General features: G+C 45.4%; 12 protein-coding genes and 1 other annotated feature. Of the genes, 11 read left to right on the top strand and 1 reads right to left on the bottom strand.

Going from position 1 to position 13,103, the window contains the following annotated elements; all coding sequences use genetic code 11:
• Positions 1 to 10 precede the first annotated feature (10 nt).
• The 3 genes from AC2EXB_RS16330 (at position 11) to serA (ending at position 3,864) form a co-directional block, all read left to right on the top strand.
• Complete coding sequence (locus AC2EXB_RS16330; RefSeq protein WP_251476047.1) at positions 11 to 589, top strand: TerD family protein; 579 nt, start codon at positions 11 to 13, stop codon at positions 587 to 589.
• A 217-nt stretch (positions 590 to 806) separates the two neighbouring features.
• Positions 807 to 1,032, top strand: a binding site (T-box leader).
• Positions 1,033 to 1,117: 85 nt separating this feature from the next.
• Positions 1,118 to 2,275, top strand: a complete 1,158-nt coding sequence (locus AC2EXB_RS16325) for a pyridoxal-phosphate-dependent aminotransferase family protein (RefSeq protein WP_483602364.1) — start codon at positions 1,118 to 1,120, stop codon at positions 2,273 to 2,275.
• 2 nt (positions 2,276 to 2,277) lie between these two features.
• Entirely contained in the window at positions 2,278 to 3,864 is a 1,587-nt protein-coding gene (serA, locus tag AC2EXB_RS16320; RefSeq protein WP_483602363.1) for a phosphoglycerate dehydrogenase, read from the top strand.
• A 20-nt stretch (positions 3,865 to 3,884) separates the two neighbouring features.
• Here the strand turns inward: serA and AC2EXB_RS16315 are convergent, their stop codons facing one another.
• Positions 3,885 to 4,688, bottom strand: coding sequence for an HAD family hydrolase (locus AC2EXB_RS16315; RefSeq protein ID WP_483602362.1), 804 nt, complete (start codon positions 4,686 to 4,688; stop codon positions 3,885 to 3,887).
• Between the two features lie 136 nt (positions 4,689 to 4,824).
• Between AC2EXB_RS16315 and AC2EXB_RS16310 the strand changes: the two genes are divergently transcribed.
• The 8 genes from AC2EXB_RS16310 (at position 4,825) to dctP (ending at position 13,052) form a co-directional block, all read left to right on the top strand.
• Positions 4,825 to 5,919, top strand: coding sequence for a nitric oxide synthase oxygenase (locus AC2EXB_RS16310; RefSeq protein WP_483604774.1), 1,095 nt, complete (start codon positions 4,825 to 4,827; stop codon positions 5,917 to 5,919).
• A 12-nt stretch (positions 5,920 to 5,931) separates the two neighbouring features.
• Entirely contained in the window at positions 5,932 to 6,171 is a 240-nt protein-coding gene (locus AC2EXB_RS16305) for a hypothetical protein (RefSeq protein WP_483602361.1), read from the top strand.
• A gap of 140 nt (positions 6,172 to 6,311) precedes the next feature.
• Entirely contained in the window at positions 6,312 to 7,031 is a 720-nt protein-coding gene (locus AC2EXB_RS16300; protein WP_483602360.1) for a YebC/PmpR family DNA-binding transcriptional regulator, read from the top strand.
• A gap of 239 nt (positions 7,032 to 7,270) precedes the next feature.
• Complete coding sequence (locus tag AC2EXB_RS16295) at positions 7,271 to 8,854, top strand: class I adenylate-forming enzyme family protein (protein WP_483602359.1); 1,584 nt, start codon at positions 7,271 to 7,273, stop codon at positions 8,852 to 8,854.
• Positions 8,847 to 10,076 (top strand): acyl-CoA dehydrogenase, encoded by a 1,230-nt coding sequence (locus tag AC2EXB_RS16290; RefSeq protein ID WP_483602358.1) that lies wholly within the window; start codon positions 8,847 to 8,849, stop codon positions 10,074 to 10,076. The genes AC2EXB_RS16295 and AC2EXB_RS16290 overlap by 8 nt, the downstream gene beginning before the upstream one ends.
• Positions 10,077 to 10,106: 30 nt before the next feature.
• A complete protein-coding gene (locus AC2EXB_RS16285; RefSeq protein WP_483602357.1) occupies positions 10,107 to 11,087 on the top strand; it encodes an NADPH:quinone oxidoreductase family protein in 981 nt (326 codons plus the stop codon).
• Positions 11,088 to 11,103: 16 nt separating this feature from the next.
• Positions 11,104 to 11,880 (top strand): enoyl-CoA hydratase/isomerase family protein, encoded by a 777-nt coding sequence (locus AC2EXB_RS16280; protein WP_483602356.1) that lies wholly within the window; start codon positions 11,104 to 11,106, stop codon positions 11,878 to 11,880.
• A 59-nt stretch (positions 11,881 to 11,939) separates the two neighbouring features.
• Positions 11,940 to 13,052 carry a TRAP transporter substrate-binding protein DctP gene (gene dctP / locus AC2EXB_RS16275; RefSeq protein ID WP_483602355.1) on the top strand — a complete coding sequence of 371 codons (1,113 nt, stop codon included), beginning with the start codon at positions 11,940 to 11,942 and terminating at the stop codon, positions 13,050 to 13,052.
• Positions 13,053 to 13,103 lie beyond the last annotated feature (51 nt).

Raw genomic sequence — 13,103 nt, 5'->3', positions numbered from 1 at the left:
GGAAATTATTATGTCATCGATCAACTTATCAAAAGGGCAAAAGATTGACTTAACAAAAACAAATCCAGGGTTAACGAAAGTTCTCGTCGGTTTAGGATGGGACACGAATAAATACAGCGGCGGTGGAGATTTTGACTTGGACGCATCGATTTTCCTTGTTGGGGAAAACGGAAAATCCCGCGGACCGGAAGATTTCATCTTCTATAACAACCTTGTTGGAGGAAATGGTTCAGTTACCCACACTGGCGACAACTTGACTGGTGAAGGGGAGGGAGACGATGAGCAAGTGATCGTCGACTTGCCGAATGTACCAGCTGACATCCATAAAGTGGTCTTTACCGTGACTATCCACGAAGCGGACAGCCGCGGACAAAACTTCGGGCAAGTATCGAATGCCTTTATCCGTATTATGAACGAAAGCACAAATGAAGAAATTCTACGCTACGACTTAGGAGAAGATTTCTCTATTGAAACAGCTCTAGTCGTGGGTGAATTATATCGCCACGGCGGTGAATGGAAATTCAACGCGATCGGCAGCGGCTACCAAGGCGGATTAGCTGCATTGGTAAATGACTTCGGTTTAGCTTAAGCTGAAAAATATCGTCTAAAAAGAAAGCCTGGAAAGCAAAATCCATTTTGCTTTCCGGGTTTTTCTGCATTAATCGATGCAAAAAAAATTATAATGTTTAAAACGGCGCGGTGTTAAGGTTTTTAGAATTTGAAAACGGTTACATATTATCTGAATATTTTATCTATATTGACAACTTGTTTTTATTTGATTATGATGGACTCAATTCAAATATAACTTAACTATGTTGATGGAGATACGGTATGGGCAGAGGAATCTGAAGAGAGCTGATGGGTGGTGAAAATCAGCGTTTCCGGCTTATGGCAGCACTCCTGAATAGATGGATTGAACTTGAGTAGGTCCATCCGGCTCGTGCCCGTTACGCATTTGAACCAATGAGACTGTCTATTAATAGACAGTGAATTAGGGTGGTACCGCGAATCAAAAGGCTCTTCGCCCCTTGCATTTATATGTGAGGGGAGGAGGGCCTTTTTTGCTTCTCAACTAAATCTGAGTTAAGTGTTTTAAAACGAAAGGGGAAATTTCATTATGCTGACTGACCAACAAATCCTGCGTATTCCAGGGCCGACGCCCATACCGCCGAGTGTAAATCGGGCCATGAGCCAACCGATGATCGGCCATAGAGGACAAAGTACTTCCGATATGATCAGCGACATCCGGCCGAAGTTAAAGCGCGTCTTTGGAACGGAACAAGAAGTGATGATTTTAACCGGTAGCGGCACATCCGGTTTGGAGACAGCTGCAGTCAATACGGTCGCTCCCGGAGAAGAAGCAGTGGTGATTGTGACGGGATCATTCGGGGAACGTTTCGCAAAAATCTGTGAAGCTTATGATATTAAGACCCATATCATCGAAGTAACTTGGGGAGAAGCTTTAAAGCCGTTGGCCGTAAAGGAATTTTTGCAAGAGCATCCTGAAGTGAAAGCCGTTTTCTCAACCTACTGTGAAACGTCAACAGGTGTATTAAATCCGATACCGGAACTCGCGGCGGCCATCAAAGAAGTATCGGATGCCCTTCTGATTGTCGACGGCGTTTCCTGCATCGGCGGGGTGGAAACGAAGATGGATGAATGGGGATTGGATGTAGTTGTAACTGGTTCCCAAAAAGCATTTATGCTGCCAGCAGGATTGGCTTTTATAGCAGCTAGTGAACGAGCATGGAAAAAGATTGAAGACAATCCGCGGCCGCGTTTTTACCTGGACTTGAAAAAACATCGCGATAATATCGTGAAAGATACGACGCCCTTTACCCCGGCAATTTCCCTCCTTTTCGGTCTTCAGCAAGTGCTTCAATTAATGGAGGAGGAAGGATTGGAAGAAGTATACGCACGGCACCGATTGATGATGGAAATGACGCGTTCCGCATTTGAAGCGTTAGATATTCCGCTTCTAACGCGTGATGAAGACGCGTCGCCAACCGTCACAGCTGTTGAACCAGCGGATTTCGAATCGCCGGTTTTCCGGAAAATCATGAAACAGGAATTCGGGATGGACATCGCAGGCGGCCAAGCGCATATGGCAAAAACGATTTTCCGCATCGGCCATATGGGATATTGTTCGCCCGCCGATATGCTTCAAGCGATTGCAGCGATGGAAATCGGCATCGTTAAAGCAGGGAAAGAGATTGAACTCGGCCAAGGTGTCCGGGCAGCACAGAAAATTTATTTGAATGAAGGGAAGAGATGACAATGGCTTTTCAAATTTTAATCAGTGATCCGCTAAGCGAAGACGGCATCTACCCTTTGCGCCAGGCAGAGGGGTTCAAAATTACTATGGAAACCAAATTGACTCCTGAACAATTAGGGGAACGGATCGGCGATTTTGATGCGCTCTTAGTCAGAAGCCAGACGCAGGTGACGCGTGCAATTATTGAAAAAGCGACGAACTTGAAAATCATTGGCCGTGCAGGAGTTGGCGTGGATAATATTGATCTGGAAGCAGCGACTGAACGCGGCATTATCGTAGTAAATGCACCAGACGGCAACACCAATTCAGCTGCCGAACATACGATAGCCATGCTGATGTCGATGGCCCGGAAAATTCCTCAAGCCTTTCATGCGCTGCGCAATAAAAATTGGGACCGCAAATCATATGTAGGCGTGGAACTTAAAAACAAGACGCTTGGCGTAGTCGGCCTCGGGCGCATTGGTGCAGAAGTAGCCGCACGGGCAAAAGGGCAGCGGATGAATGTCATTGCCTATGATCCTTTTTTGACAGCAGAAAAAGCGGAGAAGCAGGGCATTGATTTTGGAACAGTGGAAGAAGTGTTAAAAGCGGCGGACTTTATCACCGTCCACACACCTTTATTGAAAGAGACGCGGCACCTGATTAATGAAGAGGCATTTAAGCTCATGAAAGACGGCGTGCAAATCGTCAATTGCGCTCGCGGGGGCATTATTGACGAGAATGCTTTATACAATGCCATCAAATCAAAAAAAGTAGCCGGTGCGGCACTTGATGTATTCGAACAGGAGCCAATGGTCGATTTTCGTTTACTGGACTTGCCGGAAGTGGTGGCAACGCCCCATCTCGGTGCAAGTACCATTGAAGCGCAGGAAAGCGTCGCTGTTGATGTCAGTAAAGACGTTATCAGTTTCTTAACTTCAGGGACAGCGCGCAATTCAGTGAATCTGCCTTCTGTGCCAAAAGAAATCATGGCGAAGATCGAACCTTATTTCGACCTGTCAGAACGGCTGGGAATATTTTTGACCGATTTGGCTGATGGCACCGCAGAAGAAGTGAACATCCAATATTCCGGAGAACTGGCGAATATGGAAGTCGGCCCGCTGACCCGCAATACATTAAAAGGCTTATTGAAGCGCCATCTCGGTACGCATGTGAATGATGTCAATGCGATGTATCTGGCCAACCAGAAAGGGATTACGGTCAACGAAAGCAAGTCTACCACATCGAGAGGGTTCACGAATCTGATAACAGTGGAAGTGAAAACGGCAAAAGGTACTCGAAAAGCAGCTGGAACCTTACTGAACGGACAAGGCGTACGTATCGTCAAAGTTGATGATTTTATCGTCGATGTCGTGCCGAAAGGGCATTTACTGTTCATTCGGCACAATGACCGTCCTGGAGTAATCGGACGCGTCGGGACGTTGCTTGGGACAGAAGACGTTAATATTGCGACGATGCAAGTGGGCCGTTCGAATGAAGGCGGAGCCGCTATCATGATGCTGTCCATCGATAAAGCAGCCCAGCAATCAAGCCTCGAGCAATTGAAAAACTTAGCCGAAATCGAAGAAGTGACAGCGATTAATCTATAAGCAAAAAGCAGAAAGGCTCTTTAGAGCTTTTCTGCTTTTTTGATGTGTTCCAGAATCGGCAGCAATTCCTGGAGGTGTTTGATCTCGTATGTAGGTAGAATGGTTTCGTGGGGAGCTTTAGCTTCCCGGTTGATCCAGACAGAACGGATGCCGGCTTTTTCGGCGCCGATAATATCGGTCAGGAGGTTATCGCCGACCATCAAGGCGTCTTCCGGCTGCAGGCTGAATTTCGATAAAGCATGTTCAAAAATGGCTGGAGCCGGCTTGCCGCGCCCGAATGCTCCGGAAATGACAATGTGATCAAAATAGGGGGCAATTTCTGGTGTAATCTCAAGTTTTGTATTTTGCAGGGAAGGAGCGCCATTCGTCAACAGCAATAATTGATAGCGCCCTTTTAACCGCTCCAGGATTTCCAGAGATTCTTCGTAAAGAACCGGGCTTTGCTTTCTCGCTTCCGGAAAATGGGCGGCTAACTTGCAGCCAAGTTCCGGATCATCAATGCCGATTTTTTCGAGTCCGCGGGTCCAAGCTTCTCGCTGGTACTCAGGCATCACGGCTTTCATCTGCTGGAAGTCGTCGCCTTCATCATCAAATGATCCCCATAATCCTTCAAAAGGATTGATGCCGATCATTTTCGTATAGGGATAGGTAGCATAGCCGGCGTAAAGTTCAGTTGCCGCGCTTCTTACCGCTTCTTCAAGGCGGCTGCAGTCTCTTCCGCTGATTTCACCAGCGAGCTTACAAGTTTTAGCGAAAGCCAAAGCCACACTTTTTTTATCCCATAATAACGTGTCGTCCAAATCAAAGAAAATCGCTTTTACCATGGATGGAATCTCCTTAATTTATATTTTCAAACTATTTCAAGTCTACTGCATCCACGCCTAAAAACAAAGAGCTATCATTTATGATATGAGCGGTGAGGTGTTATGATGAAACTAAGGAGTGATGTACGTGAAGGCAATTGAGATAAGGGATGCTTTGCTAGAAGAAGCGGCTGATTTTCTAGTGATTTGCTACACCGAGCTTGAAAAAAACGAGCAAGAGCTGGAAGATCGACTAGAGGCTGTAACCAAGGAAATTGAAGCGACAGGAACCTATCGCCATACGTTCGAAGAATTAGAGCATGGAGCGAAGATGGCATGGCGCAACAACAACCGCTGCATCGGCCGGCTATTTTGGAATTCATTGACGGTTTTTGATGAACGTGGACAAAAAACAGCTGAAGGCGCTTTTGAAGCCTTGGTCAAACATATTGATTTTGCAACGAATAAAGGGAAAATCCGTCCAACGATTACCGTCTTCCCGGCTGCACATGACGGAGAAGATGAGATGCGCATCTGGAACCATCAATTGATCCGCTATGCCGGCTATGAAAAAGATGGAAAAGTGGTTGGAGACTCCAGTTCGATCGAATTCACCCGGCAATGTGAAAAATTGGGCTGGAAAGGTGAAGGGACTCATTTTGATATTCTTCCAATTGTCATTCAAGTAAAAGGGCAGCCGCCGCGTTTATTTGAGCTGCCAAAAGAATCCGTGATGGAAGTTGAAATCACGCATCCAAGTTTTGAAAGATTTAACGAATTGGCTGCCAAATGGTATGCAGTGCCCATTATTTCTGAAATGAAGCTTGAAATCGGCGGCATCCATTATACAATGGCACCTTTCAATGGCTGGTATATGGGAACCGAAATCGGGGCGCGGAATTTGGCTGATGAAGACCGCTATGATTTATTGCCGGCAGTAGCAGAAGCAATCGGTGCGGATACAAGCTCGAACCGGACGCTCTGGAAAGACCGGGCGCTTGTCGAATTGAATGTCGCAGTCTTAGAGTCTTTCAATGAGGCGGGCGTAACAATTGTGGATCATCACACAGCTGCTAAGCAGTTTAGCAGCTTTGAGAAAAAAGAGGCGGGAGCTGGACGCGATGTTACCGGCAATTGGGCTTGGCTCATTCCGCCGATGTCACCGGCCACAACGCATATTTTCCATAAGCCGTATAAGAACGACAAAGTGAAGCCTAATTACTTCTATCAAAAAGCGCCATACTCAACTTAAGGGGTGGTTTTTATGAAAGAATTTAAAGTCACTTACTTTTTCGATGAAAATCATTACATCCGGAGGTTTGTCCACTTGGAATCTCAGGAAGAGGCGGAGCAATTGATCCGAAGCGAACGGGATCAATACATTTCGTTCACAGACAGCCGCGGCATTTACCACAAACTTCACACAGGGAAAGTTCGGGTGATTCAACTCTCCGAATATTTCCGGACGGATAAAAAGGGAAAGACAAAGCGGGACTCTCATTAAAGGGAGTCCATTTTTTTGTTGTTCAGCTCTCAAATTTTTCTTTTCAATTTCTATAACTCGAAAAAATCCGGGTTTTTATTATATAATAGAAGAAGTGAACGTTCTTCACATTCAAAGTTGAAAGAAAGTGGGAAACCAGAATGGGACGCAAGTGGAATAACATCAAAGAAAAAAAAGCATCAAAAGATGCTAATACTAGCCGGATATATGCAAAATTCGGTCGCGAAATTTACGTAGCGGCGAAACAAGGGGAACCGGATCCTGAATCGAACCAAGCGTTGAAAGTGGTGCTTGAGCGCGCGAAAACTTACAGTGTGCCAAGAGCCATCATCGACCGGGCCATTGAAAAAGCCAAAGGCGGTTCAGAAGAAAGCTATGATGAACTTCGCTATGAAGGATTCGGGCCGAATGGTTCGATGGTAATTGTCGATACGTTGACCAACAATGTCAACCGCACCGCATCAGATGTGCGTGCAGCCTTCGGAAAGAACGGCGGAAACATGGGCGTCAGCGGCTCTGTTGCTTATATGTTCGACCACACAGCAGTCTTCGGCATTGAAGGCAAGACGGAAGAGGAAGTGCTTGAACTGCTGATGGAAGCGGATGTTGATGTACGCGACATCATCGCAGAAGAAGACTCTGTGATTGTTTACGCTGAGCCAGATCAATTCCATGTGGTTCAAGAAGCATTTAAAAATGCGGGCATTACAGAATTCACAGTAGCGGAATTAACCATGCTTGCACAAAACGAATTGGAGCTTCCAGAAGAAGCGCAAGCTCAGTTCGAAAAAATGATTGATGCCATTGAAGATTTGGAAGACGTTCAGCAGGTTTACCACAACGTCGAGTTGGCTGAATAGAATAAGCAAAGTGAAGACCCTTTCCGTTAACGCGGAAAGGGTCTTTGTTTTGTTTATCATTAAGTTTTAAAAAGAAAAAACTGGTTAATTAAATAAATATTTTAAATCGTTTGAAAATTGACTTGTAATTCAAAAAAAGAACCCTTATACTATTTTTGAAGATAGATTCTAAATTATTAATTTTTTTGCTTATAAATGTAAGGGTTTACATTTTAACAACGAAGCAGAGGAGGCAATGTATGGAGATTCATGAAATGAATCTTTTTGGGCGGGAAAATATTAAGGTTTTCAAAAATCGCCCTCAAACGATTACGGAAATTCTTTCGGAAAGCGCTCAGCGGTTTAGTGAAAAAAATGCGATTGTAACGGAACAGCATAAACTTACATACAGAGAATTGGATGAACGTTCATCTATTATAGCCGCGAATCTGCAACAAGCAGGAATTCGAAAAGGGGATCGTGTGGCAGCAATTATCGGCAATCGCCATGAGTTCCCTTTAGTAGTCTTTGCTTGTTCGAAGATTGGCGCAATCATGGTTCCAGTTAACGTGAAGTTGGCCGTTGAAGAGATTGAGTACATTCTTGGCCATTCGAAACCGAAAGTGATTATTGCTGAACAGGAATTCAGAGAGAAAGTCGAGCAAGCAGCTGAAGCAAGCGCGGGCTTGGAAGCTGGCTATCAATTATTCGAAATTGAGGGAGAAGATACTTTCAGTCCATTGCTTGAAAACAAAGCCGCTTTAACTGAAACAAACGTTGGAGAAGAAGACGGTGCATTCATCTTGTATACTTCCGGCACAACAGGAAGGCCAAAAGGGGCAGTCCTTTCCCATATCAACGTCATTCATAGCGTGATGAATTACAAACGGGTATTTGAGACGAATGACACGATGAAAACTTTGATCGCTGTTCCAATGTTCCATGTGACGGGACTCGTTGGGCAATTGCTGCATGTCCTTTATGTTGGTGGAACTGTCTACAGCATGAAACGTTATCAAAACGAAGCTTATATCGAAAGAATTCTAACCGATCAAATTAATTTTTTGTTCAACGTCCCCACCATCTTTATCATGATGTCGACAAGTGAAAAATTCCAGAATCATTCGTTCGATTTTGTGAAAAAAGTAGCGTTTGGCGGATCTCCAATTTATCAGCAAACATTCAACATGCTAAAGCAAGCTTTTCCAAATGCTCAATTGCATAATGCCTATGGTTCAACGGAAACAACTTCTCCGGCTACCTTGATGCCGGTTTCCTATCCCGAATCTAAAGTAACTTCGGTTGGGAAACCGGTAGCTGTAGCTGATATTAAAGTGATGGATAGTGAAGGCAATGAATGCATTCCCGGAGAATCCGGCGAACTTTATATTAAAGGGCCGATGGTTATTAAAGAATACTGGGATAACCCGGAAGCCAATCATTCGAGTTTTACCGATGGCTATTGGCATTCAGGAGATCTCGGGATAATGGATGATGAAGGCTATATCTACATTCGCGACCGCAAAAAAGACATGATTAACCGGGCAGGAGAAAAAATATTCTCAATTGAAGTGGAAGATGTATTAAAAAGCCACCCGGATGTAGTAGAAGCAGCTGTAATCGGCATCCCCGATCCTGTTTTCGGAGAAAAAGTAAAAGCTTTTGTTGTCGGACCGTCCTTAAATTCAGAAGACTTTTCGGATTTAAAAGAACATTGCCGAAAATCCTTAGCTAAATTTAAAGTTCCCGAAGAATTTGAAGTTATTGAAAGCCTGCCAAGAAATGCATCAGGAAAAATCTTGAAAAATACACTAAAACATGTAGGAGGAGAAAAGAATGCTTAAAGAGTTATCGCCTAAAGCCCAGGAATTACGAGTGAAATTACTAGAATTTATGGATGAGCACGTCTATCCGAATGAAAAGACGGTTGAAAAATACATCGAGGAAGCAGAAGACCGTTGGACGATTCCACCGGTCATCGAAGAATTAAAAACTAAAGCGAAAGAACAGGGCCTGTGGAATTTGTTCTTAGACCATCCTGAATATGGAGCTGGGCTATCCAATTATGATTACGCCCACCTTTGTGAAATCATGGGCCGCTCTTTAATCGCTCCAGAGATTTTTAATTGCAATGCTCCAGATACGGGGAACATGGAAGTTTTCGTCAAATATGGCACAGACGAACAGAAGAAACAATGGCTCGAACCGTTGCTAAACGGTGAAATCCGCTCGTGCTTTTCGATGACGGAACCGGATGTCGCTTCATCTGATGCGACCAATATCCAAAGCAGCATCGTCCGTGACGGGGATGAATACGTCATTAACGCAAAAAAATGGTGGACGACGGGCGCGATGGACCCGCGCTGTAAAATAGCGATCGTGATGGGCAAAACAAATCCGGATGCACCAAAACACCAGCAGCAATCGATGATCCTTGTGCCATTCGATCTTCCAGGTGTCGAAATTAAACGGCCGTTGACTGTCTTCGGCTATGATGACGCACCGCAAGGACACGCAGAAGTCCATTACAATAATGTCCGTGTACCGGCATCCAATATGCTGCTAGGTGAAGGGCGTGGATTTGAAATTGCACAAGGGCGCCTTGGACCAGGCAGAATCCATCATTGTATGCGTGCCATTGGGGCCGCAGAACGTGCACTTGAATTGCTTTGCAAACGTGCCGACAGCCGAGTCGCATTCGGTTCCACTTTAGCTGAAAAAGACGTCATTCGGGAAATCATTGCCGAAAGCCGGATTGAAATCGAACAGGCGCGTCTATTGACTCTGCATGCAGCCCATAAAATTGATGAAGAGGGTGCGAAAGCTGCCCGAAAAGAAATTGCCATGATCAAAATCGCTGCTCCACGCGTATCTTTGAATGTCATCGACCGGGCCATCCAAGTTTTCGGCGGCGCTGGATTGACGGAAGACTTCCCGCTTGCTGCTCATTACGCAAATGCACGGACGCTTCGTTTAGTAGATGGTCCCGACCAAGTCCATTTACGTGACATCGGACGCCTGGAACTTCGCGAACAATTAAAAGAAGAAGTGAAAAGCAATCAATAGGAAAAAGTGGAAGGACAAGGAGGTTAGTGAATGAAAACGTGGTCTGTGACAAAATTGGCTGATCCGCAAGAAGCGTTGGAATTGATTGAAAAGCCAAAACCCGAACCGGGACCAGACGAAGTACTGGTGAAAGTCGAAGCAGCTGCCTTAAATTTCTTCGATATTCTGCAATGCCAAGGGAAGTATCAGGAAAAACCGCCCTTGCCGTTTACTCCAGGCGCAGAAATTGGCGGGATTATTGAAGCAGTAGGAGAAGGCGCCGATTTCAAAATTGGACAACGGGTTCTTGCTACGCCGCTTCTGCCAAATGGGGGCCTGGCTGAATGGACTTGTGTAAAAAGTGAAGGCATCTTTCCCATACCTGATTCTCTTTCATTCTCAGAAGCAGCTGCAATGTTCATTACGTACCAAACTGCCTATTTTGCTCTTCACCGGACGGCACGCCTTCAAACAGGCGAGGTTTTGCTGGTTCATGCGGGTTCCGGAGGCGTCGGCTCAGCTGCAATCCAGCTTGGAAAAGCAGCGGGCGCCACAGTCATTGCAACTGCAGGAAGCGATGAAAAAACGGAAATTTGCAAGCAGCTTGGAGCGGATCAGGTCATCAATTACCGGACGGAAGATTTTGTTTCAATCGTTAAGGAAGCGACAAATGGCAAAGGAGCCAATGTGATTTTCGACCCTGTCGGCGGCGATACATTCGACCGATCGAGAAAATGCATCGCTTTTGAAGGGCGGCTTTTGGTGATTGGGTTTGCAGGCGGCCGAATTGCCGATGCTCCGACAAACCACGCTTTGATTAAAAATTATTCGATTGTAGGGGTCCATTTTGGATTATTCCGGAATCTCATGCCTAAAGAAGTGATGAAAGCGCATCTGGAATTGATGGACCTTTTTGAGCAGGGAGCCATCAAGCCGTTGATTTACGAAGAGCTGTCTTTTGAACGGGTACCGGATGCATTGGACTTACTGGGAGACCGCAAAACATACGGCAAATTAGTAGTGATTCCATAAACAAAGGGGGAAGCTGATGGGGAATTTAGTGGAGATTCGTGTCGGAAATGGAATCGGGCATTTGAAATTGAATCGCCCAGATAAGTTGAATGCTTTATCCAAGGAATTGGCTGAAGAAGTGCTTAGAGGTTTGGATTCATTAAATGCGGATGCAGAAGTTAAAGCGATCATTCTTTCCGGAGAAGGAAAAGCATTTTCTGCAGGCGGCGACATTGCTTCCATGAAGGAACTGACCAGTGCTGCGGAAGTGGCAAAGTGGATGGAATTTATCTCGGGTGTATCCAAGAAATTGATGGATTCGGAGAAGTACATCATTGCTGCGGTTCACGGATATGCTGCCGGTGCTGGATTCAGCATCGCGTTGGCTGCAGACTTCATCGTAGCGGATAAAGAGGCCAAATTTGCCTTAAGTTTTGCCAATATCGGTTTGATTCCTGATCTTGGGCTGATCAAGGCTTTATCTGAACGAGTTTCCAAACCGATTGCAAAGGAATGGATTTCGTCAGCAAAAGTCGTTTCAGCTGAAGAAGCGTATGAAAATGGCATTATCAACCGGATTTCTGAAGGGCCAGTCTTAGAAGAAGCTGAACGCTTTGCGGAATTTATCATCAAAGGCCCGGCCATCAGCAACAAATACGTGAAGTACTTAGTAAATCATGTTGGAGAGCTTCACGCTGAAACGGCTTTCACGCAGGAAAACATTATCCAGGCGATGCTCTTGCAAACGGCTGACCACAAAGAAGGCGTTTCCGCATTCTTCGGGAAACGTGAGCCGCAGTTTACAGGCAAATAGAAGCTTGAACTAAACGGTTTTACAGAAAAAAAGATAAATAGACGGATGGAGGGAAATTAATGAAAAAGTTCAAATCGCAGTTGCTGGTTGCAAGTCTTGGTATAGCGGTGTTATTGAGCGGGTGCAGCAGTGATGATTCTGGAGGATCTGCCGCAGAAGGAGAAAAAATCACGCTAAGAGCGGCAACCGGGTTAAGTGCCCAGCATGCATGGTGGGAAAATTCTATGGTGCCGTGGATGGAGCGGGTGGAAGAGCTAACGGATGGCCAGGTAGAATTTGAAACCTTTACAGGCGGGGAACTGGTAGCCGTGCCAGATGAAGCGGAAGCATTGGAAACGGGTACAGTTGACGTCGCGCTCGTATTGCCGATTTATCAGCCAGACCAATTTCCGATGGCTGAAGTAACCATGCTTCCATTAAATCATTCAGATACCTTGATCGCTTCGAATGCATGGAAAAAGCTTTTAGAAAGTGATGAAGAGTTGGCTGATGGGCAAACGTATACAGAAATGCAATTTGGAGATTTCAAAGTTTTCCCTATATCCACTACTCAGGAATATTCAATCTCGACTACTGGCCATGAATTTAATGCGGTAAGCGATGTAGAAGGTACTTCACTTCGTACGCCTTCGCGAATCCATGAAATGTACGCTGCCAAAACGGGGATCAACAGTGTAACGATGCCGGCAGTTGAAATTTACGATGCATTAAGCCGCGGAACATTCGAAGGTGCTTTCTATAGCATCGCCGACTGGACAGGGTATGGCTTCCAAGACCTCTTTACCTATACGGTAACCGGCATTAATTTTGGTCATTTCAACGCATTTATCGGAATGTCCCAAGACAAATGGGAAGAGATGCCGGAAAACGTCCAAGAAGCGATGACACAGGCAAATGAAGAGATCTTCGAGCCAGGAGCACAGGAATGGATGGACCGTGCAGAGGCAATCATTCCAGAAAATGAAGCGAATGGCGGCAAATTTGTTGATTTCAGTGAATTAGACCAAGAAGTCCAAGACCACTTTAACAAAGGGATCGAGGATACGTGGACAGATTACGCGAAGCTTTTGGAAGATAACGGCCTTCCAGGAAATGAACTTGTCATCAAATGGAGAGATCTGTTAGTTGAAGAAGGCGGCGAAGTGCCTGAAGCCATTATGAATTTGGAATAGCAGTACCATCAAAAGGGATAGCGCGTATGAAAATCGCGCTCCCTTTTCTTT

The organism is Planococcus alkaliphilus (assembly GCF_057031095.1).
The sequence above is the reverse complement of the archived record's forward strand: the minus strand, read 5'-3'. Positions and strand labels throughout refer to the sequence as shown.